The organism is bacterium (genome assembly GCA_035295165.1).
Lineage (GTDB): Bacteria > Sysuimicrobiota > Sysuimicrobiia > Sysuimicrobiales > Segetimicrobiaceae > JAJPIA01.
On sequence record DATGJN010000007.1, the window covers coordinates 1 to 26,783 of the forward strand.

Consider the following 26,783-nt stretch of genomic DNA (forward strand, 5'->3'; position numbering starts at 1 on the left):
CTCGGGCCGCTGACGCTGGGGACGAAGCACGGGCCGGTGTTCCTGGGGCGGGACCTCGTGGAGAGCCGGAACTACTCGGACGAGATCGCCTACGAGATCGACAAGGAGGTCCGCCGCATCATCGACGAGTGCTACAGCCGGGCGCGGCAGGTCCTGACCGAACACAAGGTCCTGCTGGAGCGGATCGCCAAGGCACTGCTGGAGCGGGAGTCGCTCGAGAGCGACGAGCTCGATGCGCTCATCGCAGGTCAGCCCCTGCCGCCCGATCTGCCGACGTCGGTGACGCCGACGCCCGCGGTGACCCAAGAGGTCACCTCATTCCCTCGGCCGGAGGCGCCGGTCCCGCCGGCGCTCGCGCCGAAGACGACCGGTTGAGGGTACGGATCAGACATTCTTGAGCGGCAGTTTCGGAAGGCGGCGGGGGAGGAGCATATGCTCCTCCCCCGCCGAACAATGAACCGCATCCGGGATGTCCCTCGCGAGCACGCTCGGGCCCCACGAATTCGCTGCGGTGGTGCGAAGGCTCGGGCCGGAGAGGGGGAGCGCGATGATCCAAATTCCCGAGTACACGATCGAGCCGCGCGTCGAGGTGGCCGCTGCGACCACGGCGTTGCTGATCGTCGACATGCAGAACGATTTTGTCGATCCCCAGGGGCGCCTCTACGTGCCGGGCGCCCAGAACACCGTCCCCGTGATCGCGGGGCTGCTGGCCACCGCACGCGCCCACGAGATGTCCGTGATCTACACGCAGGATTGGCACGAGCCGGACGATCCGGAGGCGGCGCTGTGGGGCCCGCACGCCGAGGCAGGCACCTGGGGCGCGGAGATCGTCCCGGCGCTCGCGCCCAGGGCGGGCGAGCTCGTCGTCCGGAAGGTGCGCTACGACGGGTTCTATGGGACCCCGCTGGAGCATGAGCTCCACCGGCGCCGGATCGACACGCTCATCGTCGTCGGCACGGTGAGCAACATCTGCGTGCTGCACACGGCGGGCAGCGCGGCGCTGCGGTGGTTCCGCGTGATCGTGCCGGTGGACGCGGTATCGGCGCTCACGGAGTTCGACCAGCACGCGACGTTCCGCCAGATCGCGTTTCTCTATCGCGGCACGCTCGTCCCAAGCGGCGGGATCGCCGTGCGCGCCCGTTGAGCGCCGTCAGGCACGCCGGCTGTGCTATCATGGGGGCTGGTTACAACCCCGCGCGGGGCGGGTAGAGGGGGAGTCGACGTGCTCAAGATCCGCAGAGCGTCCGCCGCCACCGGGAAGGCGAAGCCCCAGGGAGCACACGCCGAGCGGCACGCGCTGAGCCGTTCCGCCAGGCTGCTCAAGACCCAGGGACGAACGATTCCGTGGAAGCACACCGCGGTGTACGCGGCCATCGTGATCGTCGTCGCGATCGCGGTGGCGCTGTGGGACCACGCCTACGAAGCGCGGCAGGCGGCGCTGTTCCAGCCCCCGCCGCCGTCGGTGCTGGCGAAGAATCTGGTCGAGGACATCGTGGGCCCCAACACGGTCAAGGCCGTGTCCCTGGATCAAAAGACCGGGACGCTCGAGATGACCGTGCAGGACGTGCTGATCAAGTCCGGCCAGTCGCGCGACGAACAGCGAAAGAACGTAGCCGCCGAGGGCACCCTCGCGATTCAGTTCATCCAGGGCAAGATGCCGATGAAGGCCATCACGCTGCACATCGTGAACGGTGCCCGCGCGCTCGCGACCGTGAGCCTCACACCTGGGGCGAAAGCGCCGACGACGCAGTTCGCCCCGGGGTTGCAGTAGCCGTCAGAACGCGTACACGGCCCGCACGCTCGCCGCAACCGACACGGTGCCGGGCAGCACGGGTGTAGACACCTCGGCCGCGGCAAACCGCGGCGCGACGGTCTGTCCGACCTGCTCGATCCGGACCAGGTGGATCGGGCCCACGCCGGCGGCGGTGGCCAGCGTCGTGGCCATGGCCTGCGCGTTTTGCACGGCCAACTGAAGCGCACGCGTCCGCTCGCTTGACGCATCGCGCAGACCGAACGATAGACCCTCGACCTCGTTGGCGCCCGCGCCGACCGCGGCGTCGATGACACGACCCGTCAGGCCGAGGTCGTCCACGGTGACCGTCACCCGGTTCGTCGCCGCGTAGCCGGTGATCGGGCCGGTGCCGGGTCCGGGCGCCCGCTGGGGCGCCAGTTCCACGCCGCTCGTCCGTATCCGGTCCTTCGGAATGCCGAGCGCCGTGACCTGGTGGATCACCTGGGTCATCGCAGCGTTGTTGGCGTTCTGCGCGTCCTGCGCCGTTCGGCGGACCGTCTGCACGCCCACCGTGACGGTCGCCTGATCCGGCGTCGCGTCGACCGAGCCCTCGCCGGTGACGACGATGACGCGGGCTCCGCCGCCGCCCATCACGGGCGCCCCCTGGGCCTGAGACACCGGGGGCGTCGCGGCCAAGAGGGCCACTACCCCCACGATTCCGAGCACGGTGGTCGTCCTCGCGAATGATCGCATTCGTGTCCTCCCGGTCGAGCGTCTGAACCCGCCGCCTGCATTGGCCGGCTGCGGGTGGTGGCTGTGCGCCGCATCGTAAACGCGGCGGGGGAGCCGAAGGTTCCCGCGCCGTCCGCGGCGCGGGAGGGAAGGTCCGGCGCCGACACGAAGCAGCGTGTCGGCATCCGGACCTGTCGATGGTATCCTGGGATGGAGGGATTCATGTTCGCGTTGAACTTCTACTCCGCGGTGTTTGCGCACGCGCTGCGTGACGGGAGCAAGACCCTAACGATCCGTCTGGGCGACAAGCGTGACAAGTACCAAGCCGGGCAGCTCGTCTGGGTGACCGTCGGCCAGCGCTACGGCACGCGCCAGCGGATCTTCACGGCGGTGATCGACCGTGTGGAGACCAAGCTCCTCCGCGATGTATCCCCCCGCGAGATCGAGCGCGACAACCCGGCGACGCGGGAGCACGCGGAGCTGACCGAGTTCCTCTCGAAGATCTACGCTCGGCGGGTCGGACAGGAAGACCTCGTGACCGTCATCCACTTCTCGCGCGTGACCGACGCGCGCGACGATTAGCCCGGCCGCCCCGCCCCGCTCGCCGGGGACCCATTCCGTCCATGTCGTCTGAGCGTACGCACAGCGCTCCACCCCCTCCGATTCGGTGCGGCGCCGCGGTCCTGGAATTCAGTCGCCGGACGCTCGTGGCGGGTATCGTGAACATGTCCCCCGACTCGTTCGCGGGCGACGGACTGGCGGGTGACCCCGGCGCGGCGGAAGCCCGCGGCCACGCGTGGCGCGAGGCGGGCGCGGACGTGCTCGACGTGGGCGGGCGCTCGACGCGTCCGGGCGCGCCGCCGGTGGCCGTGGAGGAGGAGCTCCGGCTGACGATTCCCGCGGTGCGCCGGCTGGCGTCCGTTGGCCTGCCCATCAGCGTGGACACCTTTTCCGCCGCGGTCGCAGCCGCGGCGCTGGACGCGGGGGCGTCGATGATCAACGACGTCACCGCACTCCGCGGCGACCCCGGAATGGCGCCGCTCGCGGCGCGCGCAGGCGTCCCCGTCGTCTTGATGGATTGGGACGACCGGCGGGACGCGGCCGACGTCACCGCCGAGACCGCGCGGTTTCTCCGGGAACGCGTCGCCGCGGCGGCGGCACACGGGATCGACGAGCTCCGGCTCATCGTGGATCCCGGGTACGGGTTTGGCCTCACGCTGCGGCAAAACATGGAGCTGCTGCGCCGCCTCGGCGAGCTGCGCGCGCTCGGCCGCCCGCTGCTGATCGGGACATCGCGCAAGGGGAGCATCGGAAAGGTGTTGAACCTTCCGGTTCATGATCGCCTGGAGGGCACCGCAGCGACCGTGGCCATCGCGATCGCCCACGGCGCCGACATCGTGCGCGTGCACGACGTCGGGGCGATGGTCCGCGTCGCCCGGATGACCGACGCGATCGTGCGAGGCGTGCCCGAGACGGCACCGCCGGAGGGGCCCGCGTGAGTGAACGCATCGTGCTCGCCGAGATGGCGTTCTACGCGCATCACGGCATCCTCGCACAAGAGCAGGCGGAGGGCCAGATCTTCATCGTGGACCTCACGGTCGACACCGATCTCCACCGCGCCGGCCACACCGACGATCTGGGCGACACGCTCGACTATCGGGACCTCTACGCGCGGGTGCGCGACGTGATGGCTGGCGGGCCCTACCGTCTCCTCGAAGCCGTCGCGGAGGCCGTGGCGCACCGAATCTTGGAGATCGAGCGGGTGCGGGGCGTGACCGTGCGCGTCCGGAAGCCGCACGTGCGGCTCGGCGGCCCGCTCGCCTACGCCGCCGTCGAGATCGAGCGTCGACGGGCATGATCGACGCGGCTCGACGCGCCTGGGTGCGTCGAGCGGTTTGGCTCGAGGTGGGGTCGATCTTCTGGATGCTCGCCGAGGGCGGTGTCGCGGTGGCCGCGGGCGCTGCGGCCGGCTCGCTGTCGCTCATGGCGTTCGGGTTGGACAGTCTGATCGAGTTGTGCTCGGCGTCGGTCGTGTTGTGGCGGTTGTGGGTCGAGGAGATGGCGGGTCGCGTGGACGGCGCCGCGGAGCTGGTGGAGGACGCAGAGCACCGGGCCGCTCGGTTCGTCGCGCTGAGTCTCGGCGCGCTCGCACTGTACATCCTGATCGGCGCCGGCCGGGCGCTCCTCCTGGGGGCGACGCCCAGGGCGAGCCTGTGGGGGGTGGTGGTGGCGATCGCAGCCGCGGTTGCCATGCCGGCGCTCTGGGCGGTAAAGGCGCGGGCGGCGACCGAGATCGGCAGCGGCGCATTGCGCGAGGACGGCGTGAGCAACCTCGCATGCGGCGCGATGGCGCTGGTGTTGCTCGGCGGGCTCGTGGCGCAGCGGTGGGGGGTGCGGTGGGCGGACCCCGCCGCCGCGCTCGTGATCGGCGCGCTGGTCGCCCGCGAAGGCGTCGAGGCGTGGGGGCGCGTGCATGAACGCGAACGCCCGCTCGTGCGGGCCTTCCTCGGTCTCGGCTCCAACGTCGGGGACCGCGCGTACTGGTTGGCGTCCGCGGTCGAGGGTCTGAACGCGGGCGGCGTCCGCGTCGTTCGGCGTTCGCGCGTCTACGAGACACCCCCGTGGGGAAAGACCGACCAAGGGCCGTTCCTCAACCAGGTCGTCGAGGTGGAGACCGCACTCGCGCCGCGCGACCTGCTGGCGCGATGCCGAGCCGTGGAGCGTGCGCTCGGACGTGTCCGGGGCGAGCGGTGGGGCCCCCGGAACATCGATGTGGACGTGCTCCTCTACGGCGACGCAACGATCCGCCTGCGCGATCTCGTCGTGCCCCACCCGGAACTGCACCGGCGGGCGTTCGTGCTCGTGCCGCTGCTCGAACTGCGGCCGCAGTTGACGCTGCCGGACGGGCGGGTGGTCGCTACGCTGTTGGAAGCGCTGCCCGAGCGGACCGCGATCACGCCGGTGGAGGCGGCGCCGCGAGAGGGCGCCGCACAGCGGACCTGAGCGTCCCCGCCGTTCGGCGGCACAACACGATGGACGAGTACACCTCCGAGCGGCTCGCCGGGGCTCTCGACACCCGCAGAATCGGCCGGCGCCTGCGCTGGTACCGGACCCTCCCGTCCACGAACGACGTCGCAATGCGCCTGGCCGACCTCGGCGAGCCGGAGGGCGTCGTGATCGTCGCCGAAGAGCAGACGGCGGGGCGGGGCAGGCTCGGACGCGCCTGGGCCTCGCCGCGCGGCGGGGTGTGGCTGTCCGTGATCCTGAGGCCGGGACTCGCGGTGTCCCAGGTGCCGCTCGTCGGGCTAGCGACGGCGGTTGCGGCGGCGCGCGCCATTGGCGAGAGCACGGGGCTCGCGGCGCGGGTCAAGTGGCCCAATGACGTGTTGGTGCGGGGCGCCAAGGTGGTGGGGATTCTCTCCGAGACCGGGTCTGGCGCGGCGTGGGTCGTCCTCGGTGTCGGGATCAACGCGAATGTGCCGCGGGTCCTCCTGCCCAAGGAGACGGGCTACCCGGTCACGTCGCTGGCCGAATGCTCCGGAGGCCCGGTCGACCGCGTGGGTCTCGTCCGGACGCTGCTGTGCGAGATCGAGAAGGCGTACGACGCGCTGCAAGACGAGGGGGCGGGCCCGGTGCTGACGGCGTGGCGGGAGCTTTCGGAGACGATCGGCCGAGTGGTGCGAGTGCACGGCGCCACGCGCGAATTCGAGGGGCTGGCGACCGACGTCGACGCGGATGGGGCCCTGCTGGTGCGACTGCCCGACGGCCGCGTCGAGCGGGTCGTGGCGGGCGAGGTCACCGTGAGGGGGCGCGGATGAGGCCGGATCACACGACGGGAGGGGAAGCGCGCGGCGGCGCGTGGTCCACGCGCGACGTCGTTCTCGGGGGGGTGTTTGCGGCACTGACGGCCGTGGGCGCGCAGGTCGAAACGCCGCTGCCGTTCTCGCCGGTCCCGGTCGTGCTCAGCAACTTCTTCGCGGTGCTCGCGGGCTTGACGCTCGGGGCGCGACTCGGCGCGATGAGCCAGGTCGCCTACGCGCTCGCCGGCGTGGCGGGCCTGCCCGTCTTCGCAGGGCTGCGCGGAGGGGGTGCAGTGCTCGCAGGGCCGACGGGCGGATATCTCGTGGGATTCGTGCTGGCGGCCGCGGTCGCGGGGGCGCTGAGAGGCCCGCTCCCGATCGGGTCACGGCGCGCGGCCTGGGCGGCGGCGGCCGCCGCCGCGGTGATCTACGTGCCCGGCGTTCCCTGGCTCGCTGCGACGACGGGGATGAGCGCGCATCGGGCGTTCTTTGTCGGGGTGCTCCCGTTTCTCCCCGGCGACGCGTTGAAGACGGTGGCGGCTGCGATCGTCGCGCCGTCGCTGGCGCGCGTCGCCGCGACCCGAACCGGCCGGTTGGCGTTGTGACCGCGGGTGAGCGCGGCGCACCGCGTCGCGGGATCACAGACGTCGCCGGGATCGCCGTGGGGCACGCCACGGACCTTGTCCACCTCACGGGGTGCACCGTGGTGCTGTGCGAGGGCGGCGCCGTGTGCGGCGGCGCGGCGCTCGGGGGCGCGCCCGGGACCCGCGAGACCGATCTGCTCCGTTCGGAGAACCGCGTCGATCGGATGCACGCGGCACTGCTCTCGGGCGGCAGCGCGTTCGGACTGGCCGCCGCCGACGGGGTGATGCGATACCTGGAACGCCGCGGCGTCGGGTACGAGACGCCTGTCGCCCGCGTCCCCATCGTGCCGGCCGCCGTGCTCTTCGATCTCGGGCTCGGGAGCCCAAACGTCCGTCCCGATGTGAACATGGGCGAGGATGCGTGCCGCGCCGCACACGGCGGGGTCGTTGAAGAAGGGTGCATCGGTGCGGGGACGGGCGCGTCGGTCGGCAAATTGCTTGGGGCGGCGGGCGCCATGAAGTCCGGGATCGGGACCTGGAGCGTGCGCGCCGGGGGCGGCATCGTGGTGGGCGCGCTCGTGGCGACGAACGCGTTCGGCGACGTCGTGGACGATCGCACCGGGACGATTGTGGCCGGTGCGCGCGATCCGGCGACGGGGCGCTTCGTGGACACCGCGGCACGCCTGCGGGCGGGCGAGGATCCCGACCGAGGCGGGCGGCGGGGCGGCGACGCGCTGGAGCACACCACGATCGGTGTGGTCGCTACGGACGCCGCGCTGACGAAGGCGCAGGCGGCCAGGCTCGCGATCGCCGCGCACACAGGCCTCGCGCGGGTCGTGCGCCCGTCGCACACGATGGTGGACGGAGACACGTTCTTCGTCATGGGCGCCGGAGACCGCGAGGTGGATCTCCTCGTGCTTGAGGCGGCCGTCGCAGATGTGGTCGCCGCGGCGGTGCTGCGGTCGGTCCGCGCCGCGGTGACGCTCGGCGGGGTGCCCGGGCTCGCGGGGTAGGCGCCGCTTCCACGGGGGGAAGGGGCTTGTCCGGGACGTTCGCTCCTGGTACGCTACCTCTGGCCGATATCCCGAGAGGAATCGGACCGGCGACGATGCCTGCCGTGTCCAGGGCCGCGCGCGATACCGTCCGGTACTGCCGGGCAGACTGGAACGGGAGGGATCCCCGATGCTTCTCGCCGTCGACGTTGGGAACACCTTGATCAAGCTCGCATTGTTTCGTGACGACGTGCGGATCGCCCACTGGTACACGGCGACCGATCGGGAGCGCACGGCCGACGAGTACGCGATGCTGTGGCGGCAGTTCCTCGAGTTCCGCGGGCACGGGTTCGCCGACGTGTCGGGCGTGGTCGTCGCCTGCGTCGTGCCCTCGCTCGCCGAGACGCTCCGCCAGTTGTGTCGCGAGTACCTCCACCGCTCGCCCCTTGAGGTGGGGCCGGGGATTCGCACGGGGATGCGGATCCTGTACGAGAACCCCCGCGAGGTCGGCGCAGACCGCATCGCGAACGCGATCGCCGCGTACGCGAGATTCGGCGGCCCCGTCATCATCGTGGCGTTGGGGACCGCGACGGTATTTACGGTCGTGTCGAACGAGGGCGACTTCGTCGGCGGCGCGATCGCGCCCGGGGTCGGGATCTCCGTGGAGGCACTGGTGCGGCACGCCGCGCAGCTCCGCAAGGTCGAGCTCGTGCGCCCGCCGCAGGTGATCGCCCGCAACACCGTCACCGCGATGCAGGCCGGCGTGCTGTACGGCGTCGTGGGCCAGATCGAGGGGATTGTGGCGCGGATGCAACAGGAACTCGGAACGCGCGCGACCGTGGTCGCGACCGGCGGGTTCGCCGAACTGATCGGCGCCGAGTGCCGCTGCGTCGACCACGTCGACCCGCTGTTGGCGCTGGAGGGGCTGCGGCTGCTCTACGAGCGGAACAGCGGGGAGGAGAGGCGCGGCAGCGAGTCTAAGGACACGGTGCGATGAAGCGGGTCGTCAGCGTGAGCCTCGGCAGTAGCACGCGCGACAAGCGCGTCGAGATCGAGATCCTCGGGGAGCCGTTCGTCGTCGAGCGCATCGGGACGAACGGCGACATGACGCGGTTCAAGGCGCTCGTGGAAGAGCTCGACGGCCGGGTGGACGCGATCGGGATGGGAGGGATCGATCTCTACCTCCGCGCCGGCGACCGCCGATACCAGATCCGCGACGCGGCGCGGTTGATCGCTGGTGTGCACCGCACGCCGGTCGTGGACGGTGGCGGGATCAAGACCTCGTGGGAAAAGTATCTCATCCTCGACTATCTGCCGACGCAGGCCGGCGTCTCGTTCGCCGGACGCCGCGTGCTGTTGGTGAGCAGCGTCGACCGGTACGGGATGGCGGAGGCGTTTACGCAAGCGGGAGCCGAGACGCTGTTCGGCGATTTCTATTTCGCCCTCGGCATCCCGGTGCCGATGCGCCGCCTCGGCACCGTCCGGCTGCTCGCGGCGGCCATGCTTCCGGTGGTGACGAAGCTGCCGTTTCAGATGCTCTACCCGACCGGGGCGAAGCAGGAACGGACGACGCCGAAGTACCCGCAGCTCTTCCGGTGGGCGGAGGTCGTGGCCGGGGACTTCCATTTCATTCGCCGGTACATGCCGGACGATCTGGCCGGCAAGACGATCTTCACCCAGACCATCACGCCGGAGGACCGCGCCGCGCTTGGGCATCGCGGGGCGGCCGCGCTGATCACGGCGGCCCCGGACATCGAGGGACGGTCGTTCGCAACCAACGTCCTGGAGGGGATCGTCGTGGCGCTCTCCGGGCGGCGCAGCGAGGATCTGACCCCGGACGACTTCGTGCAGTGGATGCTCCGCGCGGGATTCCGTCCGCGCGTGGAGCGCCTCGCGGCGTCCTGAACGCGGGATACGGCGATGAGCGGTTCGATCGGCCGGTTTGGACTGGTGATCCACCCCCAGAACATCGCGGACTTCACCAAGAAGTTTCCGCTCACGCGTCTGTTACCGGGCGGCCTCGTGGAGCGGATCTTCCAGGTGGTGCCGCCGTTCGAGGCGTCGCACATCACCGGGGTGGTATCGGCCACGGGTGCGCGGGCGGAGGGTTGGTTCATCGCGCTGCCGTGGACGCCCCGCGTGCTCTTGGCGACCCCGCCCGAGCTGACGTATCCTCGGCTGATCCAGGCCGGGCGGATCGCCGAACGCTTGGGCGCCGGCATCGTCGGGCTCGCGGCGTTCACGAAGGTCGTCGGCGATCGGGGCGTGTCGGTGGCGCGCGCACTCACCGCCGGTGTCACCACCGGCAACAGCCTGACCGCCGCGACCGCGGTGGAGGGTGCGCTGGTCGCGGCGTCCCGGATGGGTCTGGACGCCCGCGCGGCCCGGGTGGCGGTCATCGGCGCCACCGGCTCGATCGGCGGGGCGTGCAGCCAGATGCTCGCGCCGCAGGTCGGCGAGCTCATGTTGGTTGCACGGACCCGTGATCGCCTCGAGCGTCTCGCCGGCCGGCTGCGCGAGATCGCCGCGACGCCCGTCTCGATCACGTCCGACGTCCGCGCGGCGGTCGGCGCGGCGGACGTCGTCATCACGGTCAGCTCCGCGATCGACGTGCTGATCGAGCCGGAGGACATCCGGCCCGGCGCCGTCGTCTGCGACGTCGCGCGTCCCAGGAACGTTTCGCGCCTGGTGTACGAGCGCCGGCGGGACGTACTCGTGATCGACGGCGGGGTCATCGAGGTGCCGGGGCCCGTCGATTTCGGTCTCGATTTCGGGTTTCCGCCGGGCGCGTGCGAGGCCTGCATGGCCGAGACGATCCTGCTGGCCCTCGAGCAGCGCTACGAGGACTACACCGTGGGCCCAGAGATCGAGCTGGCCAAGGCGGAGGAGATTCACGCCCTCATGCGCAAGCATGGGTTCCGCCTGTCCGGATTGCGCCGGTTCGAGCGTAAGATTTCCGATGAAGAACTCGACGCGATTCGCGCCGCGGCCCGCGGGGCCCGGCCTCACGTCGCCGCGCCCCGGACCGGGGCGCGGGACGCCGTGGTCCCGGAAGGCCTTTGACAAGGTGTCCACCGTTATGTATACTCGCGGGAGTTCGAGGCGGAAGTTCGAGGCTGAGGGGTGTCCCTCAGTCTCGTATCCTCTTATAACGGGGTTTGCGCCGCCTCCGGTAACGGGGCCGGCCGCCCCCAGGTGAGTTGACCGGTCATGGACGAGAAGGAAACCATCCTGACGCCCGAAGGCTTGCGCAAGCTTGAGGAAGAGCTGGATCACCTCAAGACGGTGAAGCGCAAGGAAGTCGCCGAACGAATCAAGCAGGCCAAAGAGTTCGGCGATCTGGCCGAGAATTCGGAGTACGAGGACGCCAAGAATGAGCAGGCGTTCACGGAAGGCCGGATTCTCACGCTCGAGGGAATGCTCCGCAGCGTAAAGGTGATCAACAACCACGAAGTCCGCTCGGACGTGGTGACGATCGGGAGCACCGTCAAGATCGCCGACGAGTCCGGCGAAGATCTCACCTACACGATCGTCGGATCCGCCGAGGCGGACCCGCTGCGCGACAAGATCAGCAACGAGTCGCCGGTGGGACGTGCACTCCTCGGCAAGCGGAAGGGGCAGGTCGTGACGGTCCAGGTCCCGGCCGGCACCATTCGTTACACGATTCGGGGCATCAAGCGGTGAACTCGGCGGTCGGAGCGCCCGGGACGTTGCACGCGGGCGCCCCGTCGACCGGACACGACAGGGCCCGCCCGGTGTGATCGGGCGGAACTCGATCAACCGACACGCGTTCCTCCGTCTTCCGCCGGTTTCCGTCGCTCTTGCGTCCCGCCTCCGCTGTACTCGGCGTCACGGTGCTGCGGCGGGGCCGCGGCGGTTCGGCCGCCCCTGCCGCGTCGACCCGACAAAGTACACGTCGTGGGCGACCCACGGATGGGGAACATACTAGAGTAGGGGCGTCTCGCGCCCGAGAAAGTGCGAGACGGCAGGAGTCCGTGGCGGAGCGAAGAAAAGAAGCCCAGACTCTCGCCCGACCGTCGACGCGACGGCCGGGGGTGGGAATGGCGGGGGGGACGCTGAGCGTAGTGCTCAACAGGATCTCTCCCTCGTGCTCTGCCGGCCGGCCGGATCGGGGACACGGAGCGTTCGGAGCAGCGAACAACGATCATGGCAGGACTCGTACCAGTGGGTAGCGGTCGCAGACGTCGGCGCCGGTTCGCGATGGAGAGATCCCGGCAGAGGGGAGGTCACCCGCGAAATGTTTGAACGGTTTACCGAACGTGCCCGCCGCGTCATCATCCTCGCGCAGGAGGAGGCGAAGCGGCTCAATCATAGCGCGGTCGGTACGGAGCATATCCTCCTCGGTATCATCCGCGAGGGCGAGGGCGTGGCCAGCAAGGTCCTCGAGTCCCTCAACATCAACCCGGACCGTGTCCGCGCGGAGATCGAGAGCGCGATCGGCCGGGGCGAGCGGACGCCCTACGAAGAGGTGGCGTTTACCCCGCGGGCCAAGAAGGTCCTGGAGCTCGCGCTCGACGAGGCCCGGAGGTTGGGGCACAACTACATCGGCACCGAGCATCTGCTACTCGGGTTGATCCGCGAGGGCGAGGGCGTAGCCGCGCGCGTGCTCGAGGCCATGGGCGCGGACCTCGAGCGAGTTCGCTCGCAGGTCGTGTACCTCCTCGGGGAAGAGGGCACGGCGTCGTACACCAAGCAGGCGAGCAAGACCCCGACGCTCGACGAATTTGGCCGCGATCTGACGAAGCATGCCCGTGACAACAAACTTGACCCGGTGATTGGGCGCGAGCGGGAGATCGAGCGCGTGATCCAGGTGCTCTCCCGGCGTACCAAGAACAACCCGGCCCTGATCGGCGAACCGGGCGTGGGGAAGACCGCGATCACCGAGGGGCTCGCCCAGCGAATCGTTCGGGGTGACGTCCCCGAGGTGCTCAGGACGAAGCGCGTGGTGCAGCTCGACCTCGCGGCGCTCGTCGCCGGTACCAAGTACCGGGGCGAGTTCGAAGAGCGGATGAAGAAAGTGATGGAGGAAATCCGGAAGGCCCAGGGCGAGGTCATCTTGTTCGTGGATGAGCTCCACACGCTGGTGGGCGCCGGGGCTGCGGAAGGCGCGATCGACGCGAGCAACATCCTCAAGCCGTCCCTGTCGCGGGGCGAGCTCCAGTGCATCGGCGCCACGACCCTGGACGAGTACCGGAAGTACGTCGAGCGCGATGCGGCGCTGGAGCGCCGGTTCGCGCCGATCCTTGTGGCCGAGCCGACCGTGGAGCAGAGCATCGAGATCCTGCGCGGGCTCCGCGAGCGGTACGAGGCTCACCACGGCGTCAAGATCAGCGACGAGGCGCTTGTCGCCGCAGCGACGCTGGCCGACAAGTACATCTCGGACCGGTTCCTGCCCGATAAGGCGATCGACCTCATGGACGAGGCTGCGAGCAAGATCCGCCTGCAGGCGAGCTTCCTGCCTCAGGAAGTGCGGCAGGCGCTTGAGAAGGCCGACCGGGTCCGCCGGGAAAAGGAAGAGGCGATCAAGGGGCAGGACTTCGAGAAAGCCGCGAGCCTCCGTGACAAGGAGAAGGTGCTCCGCCAGAAGCTGGAGGAGCTCGAGAGCTCCTGGAAGACCGACAAGGGGCGGGATATCACGACGGTCAGCGCGGACGACATCGCCGACATCGTGTCCAGCTGGACGGGGATCCCCGTGATGCGCCTCGTCGAGGAGGAGACCGAGAAGCTCCTCCGCATGGAGGATTCGCTGCACAAGCGGATCGTTGGACAGGAAGAGGCCGTGCGCGCGGTGTCGCGCGCGGTCCGGCGTGCACGCGCCGGGCTCAAGGACGCGCGCCGACCGATCGGGTCGTTCATCTTCCTCGGCCCCACGGGCGTCGGGAAGACGGAGCTGACGCTCGCGCTCGCCGAGTTCCTGTTCGGGGACGAGGGGGCGGTCATCCGCATCGACATGTCCGAGTACACGGAGCGCCACACCGTGTCCCGGCTCGTCGGGGCCCCTCCGGGGTACGTGGGGTACGAGGAGGGCGGCCAGCTCACCGAGCAGGTGCGTCGGCGGCCGTACTGCGTCGTGCTCCTGGACGAAATCGAGAAGGCCCATCCCGAGATCTTCAACGTGCTGCTCCAGATTCTGGAGGACGGGCGGCTCACGGACGCGCAGGGGCGCACCGTGGACTTCAAGAACTGCGTCGTGATCATGACGAGCAACGTCGGCGCGCCGCAGATTCAGCGGGACACGACGTTCGGATTCCGTGCGCCGGACACGGAGGCGGCGGAGACGCAGCGCTCGTACGACCGGATGAAGACGCACGTGATGGAGGAGCTGCGCCGCACGTTCCGGCCGGAGTTCCTGAATCGCGTGGACGAGATCATCGTGTTCCGGCCGCTGTCGCGCGAGCAGATCGCGTTGATCGTGGACATCCTGATGGAGCGGGTGCGTCGCGAGATCCGCGGACAGGGAATGGAGCTGATCCTGACCGACGCGGCGCGCGAGGTGCTGGCACAGGAAGGATTCGACCCGCAGTACGGCGCGCGGCCGCTCCGGCGCGCGATCCAGCGCCTGGTCGAGGACCCGCTGTCCGACGACATGCTGCGCGGAAAGTTCAGCGCCGGCGACAAGATCGTGCTGGACGCGCGGGACGGACAGGTGGTGTTCGAGAAGAAGCGGGAACCGGAGCCGGTATCCGCCGACACGGGATCATAACACAGCGCGGGGCAGATGAGCGTGCGGCGGCCCGGGCGAGCAGCCCGGGCCGCCGCTTCTCCTGACACCGATCCACAGGGAGCGTGTCGTGGCGAGACTGGGAGGCGATGCCGGGCAGCCTGGGCGGATCGTCTACGTATGCCAAGCCTGCGGCTACGAGTCACCCAAATGGCTCGGGCGCTGCCCGAACTGCACCGGCTGGAACACACTCGTTGAGGAGGTGTTGCCGGCACTCCCGAAGAGTGCCGGCGGCCGGGCCCGCGCGACCGGGTCTGCCGGGGGAGGAGCGGCAGCGGTCGCGACGCCGATCACCGAGGTGGCGCTCGGGGACGAGCCCCGTGTTGCCGTGGGCATCGGCGAGGTCGACCGCGTGCTCGGCGGCGGACTTGTGCCGGGATCGCTCGTGCTGATCGGCGGCGATCCGGGCGTCGGCAAGTCCACGCTCGCGTTGGGAATCGCGCATCACATCGCCGCGGCCCGCGCCGTCCTGTACGTGTCCGGCGAGGAGTCGGCGCGGCAGACGAAGATGCGGGCGGGCCGGCTCGGGGTGGACGCGCCTCGCCTGCTCGTGCTCGCGGAGACGGATCTCACCCGGATCATCGCGCAGATCGCGGACACCCGCGCGGCGCTCGTCATCATCGACTCCATCCAGACGATGTACCGGCCGGACCTTCCGGGCGCGCCGGGCAGCGTCGGGCAGATCCGGGAGTGCACGGGCGATCTGCTGCGCGTGGCGAAGACCGAGGACGGCCCCGCGATCCTGATCGTCGGCCACGTCACCAAGGACGGCGCGATCGCGGGCCCCCGGGTGTTGGAGCATATGGTGGACACGGTGCTCTACTTCGAGGGCGAACGACATCACGCGTATCGCGTGTTGCGCGCGACCAAAAACCGGTTCGGCTCGACGAACGAGATCGGCGTGTTCGCGATGGGCGGGCGCGGGCTCTCGCCGGTGCCGGATCCGTCGGCGTTGTTTCTTGCGGAACGTCCCGCCGATGCCCCGGGGTCCGCCGTCGTCTGCGCGATCGAGGGCACGCGTCCGATCCTGCTTGAGGTCCAGGCGCTCGTGACGCGGACGCCGTTCGGGATGCCGCGCCGGACGGCGTCCGGCGTCGACTACAACCGCATGCTGCTGTTGCTCGCGGTGCTCGAGAAGCGCGCCGGGCTCCACCTCGGCGCGTGCGACGTGTACGTCAGCGTCGCGGGCGGGGTGCGGGTGGACGAGCCGGCGGCGGATCTGGGCGTGGCCTGTGCCGTCGCGGGAAGCCATCGCGACCGCGCCGTGGAGGGATCCACCGCGGTCGTCGGCGAGGTGGGACTCGGGGGCGAGATCCGCGCAGTCAGCCAGATCGGCCGGCGGGTCGCGGAGGCGGCGAAGCTGGGGTTCCGGCGAGTGGTGCTGCCCCAGGCCAACCTCGCCGGCATGGACGCGGACGAGGCGACCGGGGTCGAGCTCGTGGGCGTTGCACGGATCGGCCAGGCGCTGGAACTGTTGCTGGGCTGACGCGGCCCGCTGCGGGGTGCGGCGGCCGCCCTACTTCAGCGTAAAGATGCCGAGGCTCTTTACCCGGCTGTGTTCCTTCTTCTGGATCGCGTCCAGATCGAGTGTGAAGATGCTGCACAGCGCCGCCGTATAAAACAGCGCCGCGCCGATCTCCGTTTCCACCGCCTCGCGGCACCGTTCGCACAGCGTCCCAGACACGTGCGTGTCGAGGTAAGCTCGGACCTCCGCGAGACTCAGGTCGGTCGGAAACTGCTGCTTCGCCGCGTTGACGGTCACGCAGCCGCAGCTCGTGACGGCCTTGGCCACGGCGCGGCTCACGCGCGCCGTGGATTCCTGAAGCTTGCTGAGGACGTCGAGGATGCTGCGGTGGCGGATCAAGTACTCGTCCACCTGTTCCTGGAACCGCGGCCGAGTTTCCTTCATCACCGGGACACCCCCCCTGTTCGAACGGCCCCATTATGCGGCGGCGTCGGCCCAGTGTCAAGCAAACCGGCGGGTTCGCACCGCGCGGACGGTTGTTGATGCGCGTGGGGCTCCGGGCGCCGCGAGGCCGTGATATAATGGGGGCCGCGCGATCCAATCCTTGGGCTGCCCGTCGCGGTCCCCCCCGCGCCGATGGTGTGGGCGGGCGCCGGTGAGCGGGCCGTTTACTGTTCGCGACGGTGTGCGTGGTGATCGATTGTCGGATGATCCTGATGAGTTCGACGGCGTGTATACGGATCGGCGTGACCCGGTGAGCCTCCTCCCGGCCGCGGTCGGCGCGGTCGTGCCGGCGGCGGGACGCGGCGAGCGCTTCCGCGGAGCCGTCCCGAAGTCACTCGTGCCCCTACACGGACGTCCCCTGGTGCAGTACGCGCTCGAGACGCTGCACCGCGTCGAGGAGGTCGTCGCGATCGTGGTGGTCGGACCCGCATACGCGCTCGGTGCGATGCGGGAATTGGTGGCGAGCGCGGGCCTGGACAAGGTCACGGCGGTGGTTCCCGGCGGTGCCGACCGGCAGGCGTCCGTGGCCAGAGGTCTCGAGGCGCTGCCCGTCGCCGCGGACTTGGTGCTCGTGCATGATGGCGCCCGTCCGTGCGCCTCACCGTCACTCGCTCGCGCCGTCGCGGCGGCGGCCGCCACCGCGGGCGCGGCGACGGCGGCTGTGGCGGTCGAGGAGACGATCAAGCGGGGGCAGGAAGGATGGGTCGCGTCCACGCTGGACCGCTCGCAGCTGTACCGAATTCAGACGCCGCAGGCGTTTCATCGCGCGCTGCTCGAACGCGCGCACCGCGAGGCTGCGCGCGCGGGGTTTCATGGGACCGACGATGCCTCGCTGGTCGAGCGGCTCGGCCACCCGGTCCGGCTCGTCGCGGGTGAGCCGGCGAATCTGAAAGTCACCGTGCCCGAGGATCTCGCCGTCGCGGAAGCGCTGCTGCGTCGCGCGGGGGCGCCGGCGCAGACGGCGCGGGTCGGCTTAGGATTCGACGCACACCGGTTCGTGGAGGGTCGCCCGCTCATGCTCGGCGGCGTCGAGATCCCGTGGCCTCGCGGACTCGCAGGATGGTCGGACGCGGACGCCGTCGTGCACGCGATCATGGACGCACTGCTCGGCGCCGCCGGGTGCGGCGACATCGGGCAACACTTTCCGCCTGGCGATCCCGCGTACGCGGGCGCGGACAGCCTGGCGCTGCTCGGACACGTGCGCGACCTGCTGGCCGCGCGCGGGTGGCGCGCCGCCCACGTCGACGTCGTCGTGATGGCGGAGGCTCCGCGGCTCGCGCCGCACATCCCCGCGATGCGCGCGGCGATCGGCGGGGTGCTGGGCCTCGGCGCGGACGCCGTGAACCTGAAGGCGACGACGCTGGAGGGGATGGGCGCCTTGGGACGCGAAGAGGGGATCGCGGCTCAGGCGGTGGCGACCCTCGCGCCGACGGCGATCGGCGGCCGGGCCGGGTGATGGCGTCGACGCGTGCGCCTCGGATCCAAGGGCCGCGGGGACCGGCGCGTGTCCGCGAGAAGTACTCCCGGAGCGCACACCTCGTGCTGATCGAGCGTTGTGCGGTGTGCGAACCCGTGACCGTCGAGCTCGAACCCGGAACCCGCCGTCCGCAACCGGCCGGATTCTGGCGGGGAACCAGGTTTCACCACATCGTTCGGATCCTGGAGCGCCGCTCCGAGCTGGGCACCAGCTACCTCCGTGTGCTTGCCGATCGTGGGTGCTACGACCTCCGGCGGGTGACGGCCGCGGACCCCGAGACGTGGCGCTCCGAAGGCCGGTGGGAGCTCGTCGCCGAGCTCACCGCGATTCCACTGAGGCACCGCTCGCCGTGAGCGGGTGGAGGGCGCAATGACGCTCAAGATCTACAACACGCTGGCCCGACGGAAAGAGGAGTTCGCCCCGCTCGTCCCGGGCCGCGTGGCGATGTACGTGTGCGGACCCAACCTGTACGGGCCGTCACACGTCGGGCACGCGATGTCCTTCCTGGTGTTCGACGTGGTCCACCGGTATCTCGAATACCGCGGGTATCGCGTCACCCACGTGCAGAACTTCACCGACGTTGAAGACCGCATCATCGAGACGGCGCGGCAGGAAGGCACCACGATCCAAGCGCTCGCGGCGCGGTACATCGACCGGTTTCTCCGAGAGATGGACGGGCTCGGGATCCGACGGGCGGACCACTACCCGCGCGCGACCGAGACCGTGCCGAAGATGATCGAGATCATCCAAGGCCTCGAACGGCGCGGCTTGGCGTACGCTGTGGACGGAGACGTGTTCTTCCGGGTCGCGGCGTTCCCGCGCTACGGCCGCCTCTCCGGGCGGTCGCTCGACGAGATGCAGGCGGGCGCGCGGATCGAGGTCGATCCTCGCAAGGAGCACCCCATGGACTTCGTGCTCTGGAAGGCCGCGAAGCCGGACGAGCCCAAATGGGACAGCCCCTGGGGCGCGGGGCGCCCCGGATGGCACATCGAGTGCTCGGCGATGTCGATCTCGCTGCTCGGGCCGCAGCTCGACATCCACGGCGGCGGGCAGGACGTGGTGTTTCCGCACCACGAGAACGAGATCGCGCAGTCGGAGGGATACACCGGCAAGCATCCGTTCGTCCGGTACTGGGTGCACAACGGGCTCCTCCGGCTGACCGCCGACCAGGAGAAGATGACCCGCCACCTCGGGAACATCGTGTCGATCCGCGAGGCCCTCCAGCGCTTCCATCCCGACACGATCCGCGTGTTCGTGTTGTCGTCGCACTACCGCAGTCCCACGTTGTGGAGCGACGAGGCGCTCGAGGCGGCGACGCGCGGGGCGGAGCGTCTTCGGACCGCGCTCGAGAACGCGGACGATGTGCTCGCCGGTCCGTCATCGCAGGCCGGCGCGCCGCGGGACGGCGCCGCCGAGCCGGATCGGGTGTTTGCGGAACTTGGCGCCGCGCTCCGCGCGGGACCGGACGCGATCCGCGCACGGTTCGAGACCGCGATGGACGATGACTTCAACACCCCGGGCGGGCTCGCGGCGCTGTTCGACCTCGCGAGCGCGATCAACCGGGTCGTGGATGCGGTGGCCAAGCGCCGCGTGGCGCTCGGGCCGGACGGGCGGGCGACGCTTGCCGGCGGGGTCGCACTGCTGCGCGAGCTCGGGGCCGTCCTGGGCCTGCGCCTTGTCGCGACTGCGACCCCGGTGCAGGCCGCGTCCCTGTACCGGCTCGCACGGGAGTTGGCGCAGGAACGCCCCGACCTGTTCGACCCCGCGCGGCTCGCCGCCATGCCAGCGCCCGCTGCCGTGGGCGACGACGGCGCCGACGCTGGCGGCGCGCAGGCGCCGTCGGCCGACGCCGTGTTTCAGCCGCTCGTGGAGCTGATCGCGGAGGGGCGCATGCGCGCCCGGCAGGCGAAGGACTGGGCCACCGGCGACCGCGTGCGGGCGCGTCTTGCGGAACTCGGCGTGCTGCTCGAGGACACGCCGGGTGGGTTCAAGTGGCGGGTGCGCTGAAGCCGTCGGAGCGGCCGGAGGACAACGTCCTGCTGGGCCCTCACGCGGTGCTCGAAGCGCTGCGGGCGGGTCGGCCGATGTCGCGAGTGCTCCTGTCCGCGGGCTCGCACGTGCGTGGGCCGCTCGAGATGATCGTGCGGGAGGCGCGGGCCAGGCACGTGCCCGTGCAGTCTGTGGACCGACGGCGGCTCGAGCTGTTGGCCCGCGGTGTCCGGCATCAAGGTGTGGCCGCGATCGCCGCGGAGCAGGCGCTCGTGGGCCTCGATGAGGTGCTCGCGCGTGCGGGCGGGCGCGGGGAGGCCCCGTTTCTGATCGCGCTCGACGGCGTGGAGGATCCGCACAACCTCGGCGCGGTGATCCGGACCGCGGAGGCCGCTGGCGCGCACGGGGTGATCGTGCCGCGGCGGCGCGCCGCTGGACTTGGTCCCGCGGCGGTGCGGGCGGCCGCCGGCGCGACCGCGCACCTGCCCGTCGCCGGCGTGGCCAACCTTGTGGCCGCACTGGAGCGTCTCAAGGCGGACGGCGTGTGGGTCGTCGGCTCGGACGCGGGCGCCGCGGAGTCATACGATAGTGGGTCCCTCGTTCCGCCGATTGCACTCGTGGTCGGGGGAGAGGGGCGTGGGCTTCACCGGCTCGTGCGGGAGCGATGCGACCGCGTTGTGCGCATCCCGCTGTGGGGGCGTGTCCAGTCGCTCAACGTCTCGGTCGCGGCCGCGCTCCTGTTGTACGAGGTGGCGCGACGACGCGATGCGGCGCGGACGCAGTCCGGAATGTCTCGGTGATCGTCGGAATGTATCATGTTAGTATTGACTCGGTGTAGCGGCGTTCGTATAATGACGGTGGCGTTCGGGAGCGACCCAAACGAGCACCTGATGGGATCCCCGGCGGTCGCCCGACACAATCGGGCGGTTCCAGGTCCCCGTAGCGAGGTTCGAGCGAGCCAGGCATGACGTGGCAGAGCAGGCCAGCGACAGGGCGACAGTCCGGGCGGAGGCGAGAGGCGTGGTAGTTGCGCGCAGGCCAGTCGTGATCCCGTCATACCAAGAAATGGTCGATGAACAGCTCGTGGATTGCGCGAAGAGTGGAGACGAGTTCGCTGCTGAGTTCTTAATCAACAAGTACCGCAACTTCGTCCGCGTCAAAGCCAAAGCGTACTTCCTGATCGGCGCCGATCGCGAGGACATCATCCAGGAAGGCATGATCGGCCTCTACAAAGCGATCCGGGATTTCCGCCGGGAGAAGCTGTCCTCGTTCCGCGCGTTCGCTGAGTTGTGCATCACCCGCCAGATCATCACCGCGATCAAGACAGCGACCCGGCAAAAACACATCCCGCTCAACTCGTACATCTCGCTGAACAAGCCCATCTACGACGAGGACTCCGATAGAACGCTGCTCGACGTGATCAGCAGCATCAAGGTGTCGGATCCCGAGGAGTTGGTGATCAACCAGGAAGCCTCCCAGACGATGCGGGAGCGCATCCGGAAGAATCTGAGCGATCTCGAGTGCCGCGTGTTGACGGCCTACCTGGAAGGCAAGTCGTACCAGGAGATGGCCACCGAGCTGCACCGGCACGTGAAGTCCATCGACAACGCGCTGCAGCGGGTCAAGCGCAAGCTGGAACGGAACCTGGAGGGCGAGGAAGAGTAGGGTCGTTCGCAACCGGCGCCGGCCGGTTCGAGGGTCCCACCCTCTCGATCTCAACAGCAGCACCGGCCCCGCGACTCGCGGGGCCGGTGCTGTTTCATACGCGACCAGGAGCGCGCCGCCGCCGGTCAGCCGCCGATCTGGGACATCACCCGGCGCCGCGGGATCACGTTCCTAGCGAGTCCGTGTCCCCACGGTTTCCGGTACGCCGCGGCGCGAAACCGTTCACGGATCTCGTCGTAGGTGGCCCCAGCGCGCAGCGGTGTGCGCAGGTCCACTTCGTCGTCCCTCAGCAGGCACAGTCGGAGCTTTCCCTCGGCCGTGAGCCGCAACCGCCCGCATTGCGCGCAGAACGGCTGGCTGACCGAGCTGATGAACCCAAGCGTCCCGGGGGCATCCCCGAGACGGTACGTGCGCGCCGGGTCGTATCCGGTCACGTCCAGCGGCACGAGCGGACCGAGCGCGGCCTCGATCGTCGCCATCGTCTCGGCGGTCGGTACGTACGCGTTCTGCTGAAATCCCGCGACGCTACCGAACGGCATCATCTCGATGAATCGCACGGCCCAGTCACGCTGCAGGGTCAGGCGCGCGAGGTCGACGACCTCGCCCTCGTTGTACCCGCGGACGACGACCGCGTTCAACTTGATGGGCCTGAGCCCCGCGGCCTCGGCGGCATCCAAGCCGTCGAGCACGTCTTGGAGGTTGCCCCAGCGCGTGATCCGGCGAAACTTCTCGGGGTCGAGGCTGTCCAGGCTGACGTTGACGCGCTTGAGGCCCGCCTCCGCAAGGAGCCGGGCCAGCGCGCCGAGCCGGACGCCGTTCGTCGTCATCGCGACGTCCTGAATACCTGGGATCGCGGCGACCCGCCTCACCAGATCCGCGAGCGCCGGCCTCACGGTCGGCTCGCCGCCGGTGAGGCGCACCTTTCGCACGCCGAGCTCCGCGGCCGCACGCAGGATCGTCAAGATCTCGTCGTCGGTGAGGATCTCCTCGCGAGGTTTGAAGACCATTTCCTCGGGCATGCAATATACGCACCGCAGATTGCAGCGGTCCGTGAGCGAGATGCGCAGATCTCGAATGTCCCGACCATACTGATCCTGCATCGTAGCTCCCATCGGGGCAGCCGCGCCGCGTGTGCACGGCTTCGGGTCGGCGACCGCACCTATCCATTATAACACCCGGCGGCGTCCCGCCCCGGGCGCCCCCCGGCATGGCCGCCGAGAGGCGTCCGTTGCGACACGACGTCCCTGCCTTGCCCTGGCGTTGCGGTCTCTGCTATGCTACCAATGCGCGCTCTGGCCCTCGTAGCTCAATCGGCAGAGCACCTCATTTGTAATGAGGGGGTTACCGGTTCAACTCCGGTCGAGGGCTCCACCACCGACCTCAGAATATTCTTCCCCTCAGGGAGTAACGGATTTCTCTGCAGCGTAATTGCCTAACGTCCCGCGTGCTCATGCAACGCTGCACGGCCACCGGGTGAAACGCCCGAGGACTGCCCCGGGACGAGGTTCGACCGCCGGGGTGGCGGACAAACTCGGGAGGGGACCACCACGGGCTGCCGTGCGATCCCGATCAGGGTGTCCGTCGACGCTCGAACGTCTAGGGCATCGTGGGCGCGGGCACAAGACACAGCAGAGAGGGCAGGGGAGGGAACAGCAGATGGCGATTCCGGCTGCGAAAGAACCGCAGACTGCAGCGTCCCGAAGTGTCCGGGCACAACACGAGCAGGTTGCAGACTTCGCGCAAGTCGTGATCGAACTAAAGAATATGAACCGTCATCTCGAGCGGATCGGTAACACGCTGGTGGCAATTCGGGAGGCGATGACGGAGAGAGAACACCCGTTGGATCTATAGGGACGCGATCCGCAACGAACGGAGCCGCCGAAACCTGCGGTTCCCATGGCATGGGAGGGGGCGTGGACGGTCCGATGTGCCTGGCCGTTGTGCAGGCCGTTCGACCGTCCGTAGACGTGCGCCCCTGGCCATCTGGAATATCCGATAGCCTCGTCAGCGCCGCGAACAACGCCGAGTGTGCGACACGAGGGGCTACCGGTTCAACTTCGGCGGAGGGCTCCAGTGTAACGCCTCGGTCGCCGCCTGCACCGTCGGAAAAATCTGTATCTTCTGTTGGAGCGACAAGACCGAGAAGATCCGCCACATCAACGTCGACGTGAACGTGACCGCGAATTCGACTCGTCGGGCGTGACACCGGTCGTGCACCTTGATCAGCGTGTTCAGGCCGGTGCTATCGATGTACGCCACGCGCGACAAATCGACGATGAGCGGCAAGCTGCTGCTCCGGAGTCCCTGGTCGCAGACGTCTTCCAGGGTGTGCACGTTGCTGAGATCGACTTCCCCACGCACCGTCACGACGTTAATCGTTTCCCGCTTATCCAACGTGCAGTGCAAGGGATTGTCGCTTCCCCACTCAACGGGAACCAAAAGACGACCCCACGGCATGACATCGAACACGACGATCACACGCTAACGTCCACGTCGGCGAGCATCTTGTCTCATCGTGGCGGCGCGCCCGCCCCGATCGAGCACCGTCGGATCGTCGACGCCACCACGGATAACGCGTTCCCCGCGCGCGCGCATCCGGCGGCCGCCGTGGGAAGGGGAGTGACCGACCCTGACGAAGTGGGTGGCCATGCTCGCCATGAGGGAGGTCCCCGACTCGGCTCCCGTCGAGGGTGTGTTCCCTGTGCGACCTCGCGGGCGCGGCCCGGTGCGAGGCCGCGCCCCGAACCGGGTGACCCGCGGAGCGCCGCTGCGATGACGATCAGCGAGTTCTGGGCAGCGCTGAGCCGCTCCTGGCGGCTGGGTGCGGCGGTGTTCGCGGTGTGCACGGCCGCCGGGGTGATCGCGGGCGTGCTCACCCGCCCCGCGTACGAGGCGACCGCGGTGTTTCAGGTCGAGCAACTCGCCGACATCGGCGGCTCGGTCTCGTGGGATACCCCGCATTCCGTGCGGCCCCGCCTCAATGTCGACGTGCTGGAGAAGTGGCTCGGCGGGGCGGACGTGCTCGACCGCATCGTCGCGCTCGCGGGCGCGCAGGGACAGGTGACGCCCGCCGCACTCCGGCGCGATCTGCTTGTGATTCCGGCCGGCGATATCGGTCTGTACGAGGTCACCGCCCGGAGCGCTTCGCCTGATCTCGCTCCGCGGATCGCCGACGCCGCGGCTGCGGTGCTCGCCGACCGGGCGGCGCGGTTTGTCGCGCTCGAGCAGGACGCGACGCTGACCCGGCTCCGTCGCACCCTGGTCGAGACCAACGCGCTGCTTGCCGCGCCCGCCGCGACCGGGGTATCTCCGGCCGATGGCACGGCGCCCGCGCAGGTTCGACGCCAGGCCGCGTTCGACGCGGCCAAGACGTTGGAGCAACAGATCGTGCTCCTTGAGGCCAACCAGAAGGCGTCGCCGCCGAAGGCGACCATGGTCGAGCGGGCGGCCCGGCCGGTCGCCCCGGTCACCGCCGGGCGCGTGCTGTACGCATGGTTTGGCGCCACCTCCGGGTTCGTCCTGGCCATCGCGGTGGTCCTAGTCCGCGACGGACTCCGCCGCACGGCGACGGAGTGAGCGTCTCCGCACCGGCCCGGACGCCCGGCGTGGTCGCCGCCGCGGGGTCCGGCGCGTGCAGCGTGATCGGCATCCTCCTCTGGGGCTGCGTATGGCCCGCCCACGCGCCCCTCGCCCTCGGCGTCGCGGCGGTCACGGCGCTGCTGTGGGTGCCCATCGTGGTCGCGGCCGGTCGGGGGCGGATCGATCCGTTCGAGCCCGCGATCCTCGTCAGCTTCTTCTATGGCATGGGGTTTCCCGTCGGGGCGGTAATGGCGCTCGCGGTCGGGCTCGAGTTCGATCCCGCGGTGTCGCTGGCGTGGTTCCCCGCGGCGCTCGGCGTCGCCGCGATAGGACTCGCCGCCTGGCTTCTCGGTTACTACACCGGACCGGGTGCGGGGGTGGCGCGGGCGCTTCCGCCGGTGCCGCCCCGCTGGGATGGGCCGAAGGTTGCCGCGGGGACGGCCGTGCTCGCGCTGGTCGGATGGTCCGCGCAGATCCTCTTCGTGCTCAAGGGAGGCTACCTCCACACGTTTCGCACCCAGATCGCGACGCAGTGGTCGACCACCGCGGGTTGGCTCGCGGGATTCGCCATCGTTGCGCTGCTGTTCGCCGCGACGAGACACTACGAGCGTGTCCGCGCCGGACGGCCGTCGCGGCTCTGGCAGGCGGCGTTTCTGGCTCTGCTCGTCGCCCAGCTCGCGTACGCCCTCCCGAGCGGCTGGCGGCAGCCGGCACTGGCAGCGCTGCTCGTGCCCGTAATCGCGGCGCACTACATGCTCGGACGCATCCGGTGGAACCTCGTCGTGGCGGCCGGCCTCGTCGCCGTGCTGCTGATCTTCCCCGTCTTGAACGTCTACCGGACCGCCTTAGCCAGCGAGGCCAACACGAACCTGCTCCATCCATCCTCCGCGTCGGTCGGGGCGTTGCGGCACGCCGCCGTCGACACCTGGCACAGTTTGGCCGGGCTCGGGGTCGTGCACCTCGCCTCGCTGTCGGTGCGGACGTTCGCCGAGCGGTTGAACATGGTCCAGATCGTGGCCGCGATCGTTCGCCGGACGCCGTCGGAGTGGCCGTTTGCGTGGGGCCGCACGTTCGAACCGTTCTGGACCTCGTTGGCGCCGCCGAGGTTCCTCATCCGCAAACCCGCGACGAGCGTTGGCGGCGTGGCGTTCGCCCACCAGTACCACCTCATTCATCCCGGGGACACCCTGACGTCGGTCGCGCCGACGCGTCTCGGCGAGCTGTATCTCGACTTCTGGCTGCCGGGGGTGGTGCTCGGGATGTGGATCGAAGGCGTGCTCGCGCGGCTCGTCTACACCTATCTCATTGCGGCGCGCCCGGGCGCTCCCTCTCCTATCGGGGTGATCTTGTACGGCGTCTTCGTCCTGACCTTCGTGGAGTTCACCGCGTTCGCGGACTACGCGCTGATGCTCAAGCAGTTCTTGGTGCTCTTCGTGCTGCTGATGTGGATGGCGTCCTCTGCGAGGGAGCGGCGCGTCGTGACCGCCCCCGCCGCGGTCGCGCCGGAGGCAGGTTCGTAGTG

28 protein-coding genes and 1 tRNA gene are annotated in these 26,783 nt (G+C 69.7%); 25 read left to right on the forward strand and 4 right to left on the reverse strand.

What is annotated here, in order from left to right; genetic code table 11:
* The 3 genes from VKZ50_01085 to VKZ50_01095 all read left to right on the forward strand — a co-directional run.
* Window positions 1-375, forward strand: a 375-nt coding sequence (locus VKZ50_01085) for a cell division protein FtsH (GenBank protein HLJ58309.1), incomplete at its 5' end; no start/stop codon positions are given.
* Window positions 376-547: 172 nt separating this feature from the next.
* Complete coding sequence (locus VKZ50_01090) at window positions 548-1,144, forward strand: isochorismatase family cysteine hydrolase (protein ID HLJ58310.1); 597 nt, start codon at window positions 548-550, stop codon at window positions 1,142-1,144.
* 78 nt (window positions 1,145-1,222) lie between these two features.
* Window positions 1,223-1,771, forward strand: coding sequence for a hypothetical protein (locus VKZ50_01095; GenBank protein HLJ58311.1), 549 nt, complete (start codon window positions 1,223-1,225; stop codon window positions 1,769-1,771).
* Window positions 1,772-1,774: 3 nt separating this feature from the next.
* On the opposite strand, the gene VKZ50_01100 is transcribed toward VKZ50_01095, so the two are convergent.
* Entirely contained in the window at window positions 1,775-2,485 is a 711-nt protein-coding gene (locus VKZ50_01100) for an SIMPL domain-containing protein (GenBank protein ID HLJ58312.1), read from the reverse strand.
* 63 nt (window positions 2,486-2,548) lie between these two features.
* Here VKZ50_01100 and VKZ50_01105 point away from each other — a divergent pair, with 63 nt between their 5' ends.
* From VKZ50_01105 to radA, 13 genes are all read left to right on the forward strand, one after another.
* A complete protein-coding gene (locus VKZ50_01105) occupies window positions 2,549-3,046 on the forward strand; it encodes an ASCH domain-containing protein (GenBank protein ID HLJ58313.1) in 498 nt (165 codons plus the stop codon).
* Between the two features lie 137 nt (window positions 3,047-3,183).
* On the forward strand, window positions 3,184-3,963 hold the full coding sequence (folP, locus tag VKZ50_01110; protein HLJ58314.1) for a dihydropteroate synthase: 780 nt from the start codon (window positions 3,184-3,186) through the stop codon (window positions 3,961-3,963).
* Entirely contained in the window at window positions 3,960-4,322 is a 363-nt protein-coding gene (gene folB, locus VKZ50_01115) for a dihydroneopterin aldolase (protein ID HLJ58315.1), read from the forward strand. Before folP ends, folB begins: the two co-directional genes overlap by 4 nt.
* Window positions 4,323-4,345: 23 nt before the next feature.
* A complete protein-coding gene (gene folK / locus VKZ50_01120; GenBank protein ID HLJ58316.1) occupies window positions 4,346-5,467 on the forward strand; it encodes a 2-amino-4-hydroxy-6-hydroxymethyldihydropteridine diphosphokinase in 1,122 nt (373 codons plus the stop codon).
* Between the two features lie 29 nt (window positions 5,468-5,496).
* Window positions 5,497-6,282: a biotin--[acetyl-CoA-carboxylase] ligase gene (locus VKZ50_01125; protein ID HLJ58317.1), complete on the forward strand. Its 786-nt coding sequence runs from the start codon at window positions 5,497-5,499 to the stop codon at window positions 6,280-6,282.
* A complete protein-coding gene (locus VKZ50_01130) occupies window positions 6,279-6,869 on the forward strand; it encodes a biotin transporter BioY (protein HLJ58318.1) in 591 nt (196 codons plus the stop codon). Before VKZ50_01125 ends, VKZ50_01130 begins: the two co-directional genes overlap by 4 nt.
* Window positions 6,866-7,861 carry a P1 family peptidase gene (locus tag VKZ50_01135; GenBank protein HLJ58319.1) on the forward strand — a complete coding sequence of 332 codons (996 nt, stop codon included), beginning with the start codon at window positions 6,866-6,868 and terminating at the stop codon, window positions 7,859-7,861. Before VKZ50_01130 ends, VKZ50_01135 begins: the two co-directional genes overlap by 4 nt.
* Before the next feature lie 169 nt (window positions 7,862-8,030).
* Window positions 8,031-8,837: a type III pantothenate kinase gene (locus VKZ50_01140; protein HLJ58320.1), complete on the forward strand. Its 807-nt coding sequence runs from the start codon at window positions 8,031-8,033 to the stop codon at window positions 8,835-8,837.
* Window positions 8,834-9,745 carry a quinate 5-dehydrogenase gene (locus tag VKZ50_01145; GenBank protein HLJ58321.1) on the forward strand — a complete coding sequence of 304 codons (912 nt, stop codon included), beginning with the start codon at window positions 8,834-8,836 and terminating at the stop codon, window positions 9,743-9,745. The genes VKZ50_01140 and VKZ50_01145 overlap by 4 nt, the downstream gene beginning before the upstream one ends.
* A 15-nt stretch (window positions 9,746-9,760) precedes the next feature.
* The gene (locus VKZ50_01150) at window positions 9,761-10,903 is read left to right on the forward strand and encodes a shikimate dehydrogenase (protein HLJ58322.1); all 1,143 of its coding nucleotides are present in this window, start codon (window positions 9,761-9,763) and stop codon (window positions 10,901-10,903) included.
* A 147-nt stretch (window positions 10,904-11,050) separates the two neighbouring features.
* Entirely contained in the window at window positions 11,051-11,524 is a 474-nt protein-coding gene (gene greA, locus VKZ50_01155; protein ID HLJ58323.1) for a transcription elongation factor GreA, read from the forward strand.
* Between the two features lie 574 nt (window positions 11,525-12,098).
* Complete coding sequence (locus VKZ50_01160; protein ID HLJ58324.1) at window positions 12,099-14,564, forward strand: ATP-dependent Clp protease ATP-binding subunit; 2,466 nt, start codon at window positions 12,099-12,101, stop codon at window positions 14,562-14,564.
* Between the two features lie 88 nt (window positions 14,565-14,652).
* Entirely contained in the window at window positions 14,653-16,068 is a 1,416-nt protein-coding gene (gene radA / locus VKZ50_01165; GenBank protein ID HLJ58325.1) for a DNA repair protein RadA, read from the forward strand.
* A 30-nt stretch (window positions 16,069-16,098) separates the two neighbouring features.
* On the opposite strand, the gene VKZ50_01170 is transcribed toward radA, so the two are convergent.
* Window positions 16,099-16,491, reverse strand: a complete 393-nt coding sequence (locus VKZ50_01170) for a DUF1573 domain-containing protein (protein HLJ58326.1) — start codon at window positions 16,489-16,491, stop codon at window positions 16,099-16,101.
* Between the two features lie 286 nt (window positions 16,492-16,777).
* On the opposite strand from VKZ50_01170, the gene ispD reads away from it, so the two are divergent.
* The 5 genes from ispD to sigH all read left to right on the forward strand — a co-directional run bounded on the left by ispD (window position 16,778) and on the right by sigH (window position 21,682).
* On the forward strand, window positions 16,778-18,007 hold the full coding sequence (gene ispD, locus VKZ50_01175; protein ID HLJ58327.1) for a 2-C-methyl-D-erythritol 4-phosphate cytidylyltransferase: 1,230 nt from the start codon (window positions 16,778-16,780) through the stop codon (window positions 18,005-18,007).
* 83 nt (window positions 18,008-18,090) lie between these two features.
* Window positions 18,091-18,381, forward strand: coding sequence for a hypothetical protein (locus VKZ50_01180; protein HLJ58328.1), 291 nt, complete (start codon window positions 18,091-18,093; stop codon window positions 18,379-18,381).
* A gap of 16 nt (window positions 18,382-18,397) precedes the next feature.
* Window positions 18,398-20,035 carry a cysteine--tRNA ligase gene (cysS, locus tag VKZ50_01185; GenBank protein HLJ58329.1) on the forward strand — a complete coding sequence of 546 codons (1,638 nt, stop codon included), beginning with the start codon at window positions 18,398-18,400 and terminating at the stop codon, window positions 20,033-20,035.
* A complete protein-coding gene (rlmB, locus tag VKZ50_01190; protein HLJ58330.1) occupies window positions 20,020-20,817 on the forward strand; it encodes a 23S rRNA (guanosine(2251)-2'-O)-methyltransferase RlmB in 798 nt (265 codons plus the stop codon). Before cysS ends, rlmB begins: the two co-directional genes overlap by 16 nt.
* A gap of 220 nt (window positions 20,818-21,037) precedes the next feature.
* Window positions 21,038-21,682 carry an RNA polymerase sporulation sigma factor SigH gene (sigH, locus tag VKZ50_01195; protein HLJ58331.1) on the forward strand — a complete coding sequence of 215 codons (645 nt, stop codon included), beginning with the start codon at window positions 21,038-21,040 and terminating at the stop codon, window positions 21,680-21,682.
* A 125-nt stretch (window positions 21,683-21,807) separates the two neighbouring features.
* On the opposite strand, the gene moaA is transcribed toward sigH, so the two are convergent.
* A complete protein-coding gene (gene moaA, locus VKZ50_01200) occupies window positions 21,808-22,782 on the reverse strand; it encodes a GTP 3',8-cyclase MoaA (protein HLJ58332.1) in 975 nt (324 codons plus the stop codon).
* Between the two features lie 195 nt (window positions 22,783-22,977).
* Here moaA and VKZ50_01205 point away from each other — a divergent pair.
* A tRNA-Thr gene (locus tag VKZ50_01205) sits at window positions 22,978-23,053 on the forward strand.
* Between the two features lie 285 nt (window positions 23,054-23,338).
* The gene (locus VKZ50_01210; GenBank protein HLJ58333.1) at window positions 23,339-23,533 is read left to right on the forward strand and encodes a hypothetical protein; all 195 of its coding nucleotides are present in this window, start codon (window positions 23,339-23,341) and stop codon (window positions 23,531-23,533) included.
* A gap of 192 nt (window positions 23,534-23,725) precedes the next feature.
* Here VKZ50_01210 and VKZ50_01215 read toward each other — a convergent pair whose 3' ends face one another.
* Window positions 23,726-24,160, reverse strand: a complete 435-nt coding sequence (locus VKZ50_01215) for an STAS domain-containing protein (protein HLJ58334.1) — start codon at window positions 24,158-24,160, stop codon at window positions 23,726-23,728.
* A 294-nt stretch (window positions 24,161-24,454) separates the two neighbouring features.
* On the opposite strand from VKZ50_01215, the gene VKZ50_01220 reads away from it, so the two are divergent.
* Window positions 24,455-25,258 (forward strand): hypothetical protein, encoded by an 804-nt coding sequence (locus VKZ50_01220; GenBank protein HLJ58335.1) that lies wholly within the window; start codon window positions 24,455-24,457, stop codon window positions 25,256-25,258.
* Window positions 25,255-26,781 carry an O-antigen polymerase gene (locus tag VKZ50_01225; protein ID HLJ58336.1) on the forward strand — a complete coding sequence of 509 codons (1,527 nt, stop codon included), beginning with the start codon at window positions 25,255-25,257 and terminating at the stop codon, window positions 26,779-26,781. Before VKZ50_01220 ends, VKZ50_01225 begins: the two co-directional genes overlap by 4 nt.
* Window positions 26,782-26,783: the final 2 nt, after the last annotated feature.

Bases quoted from the DNA above. Each gene is read 5' to 3' on its own strand.
- VKZ50_01090 (HLJ58310.1), top strand. From the start codon at position 548: ATGATCCAAATTCCCGAGTACACGATCGAGCCGCGCGTCGAGGTGGCC.
- VKZ50_01100 (HLJ58312.1), bottom strand. From the start codon at position 2,485: ATGCGATCATTCGCGAGGACGACCACCGTGCTCGGAATCGTGGGGGTA.
- VKZ50_01125 (HLJ58317.1), top strand. From the start codon at position 5,497: ATGGACGAGTACACCTCCGAGCGGCTCGCCGGGGCTCTCGACACCCGC.
- VKZ50_01130 (HLJ58318.1), top strand. From the start codon at position 6,279: ATGAGGCCGGATCACACGACGGGAGGGGAAGCGCGCGGCGGCGCGTGG.
- VKZ50_01140 (HLJ58320.1), top strand. From the start codon at position 8,031: ATGCTTCTCGCCGTCGACGTTGGGAACACCTTGATCAAGCTCGCATTG.
- VKZ50_01145 (HLJ58321.1), top strand. From the start codon at position 8,834: ATGAAGCGGGTCGTCAGCGTGAGCCTCGGCAGTAGCACGCGCGACAAG.
- VKZ50_01150 (HLJ58322.1), top strand. From the start codon at position 9,761: ATGAGCGGTTCGATCGGCCGGTTTGGACTGGTGATCCACCCCCAGAAC.
- greA (HLJ58323.1), top strand. From the start codon at position 11,051: ATGGACGAGAAGGAAACCATCCTGACGCCCGAAGGCTTGCGCAAGCTT.
- VKZ50_01160 (HLJ58324.1), top strand. From the start codon at position 12,099: ATGTTTGAACGGTTTACCGAACGTGCCCGCCGCGTCATCATCCTCGCG.
- VKZ50_01170 (HLJ58326.1), bottom strand. From the start codon at position 16,491: ATGAAGGAAACTCGGCCGCGGTTCCAGGAACAGGTGGACGAGTACTTG.
- cysS (HLJ58329.1), top strand. From the start codon at position 18,398: ATGACGCTCAAGATCTACAACACGCTGGCCCGACGGAAAGAGGAGTTC.
- moaA (HLJ58332.1), bottom strand. From the start codon at position 22,782: ATGCAGGATCAGTATGGTCGGGACATTCGAGATCTGCGCATCTCGCTC.
- VKZ50_01210 (HLJ58333.1), top strand. From the start codon at position 23,339: ATGGCGATTCCGGCTGCGAAAGAACCGCAGACTGCAGCGTCCCGAAGT.
- VKZ50_01220 (HLJ58335.1), top strand. From the start codon at position 24,455: ATGACGATCAGCGAGTTCTGGGCAGCGCTGAGCCGCTCCTGGCGGCTG.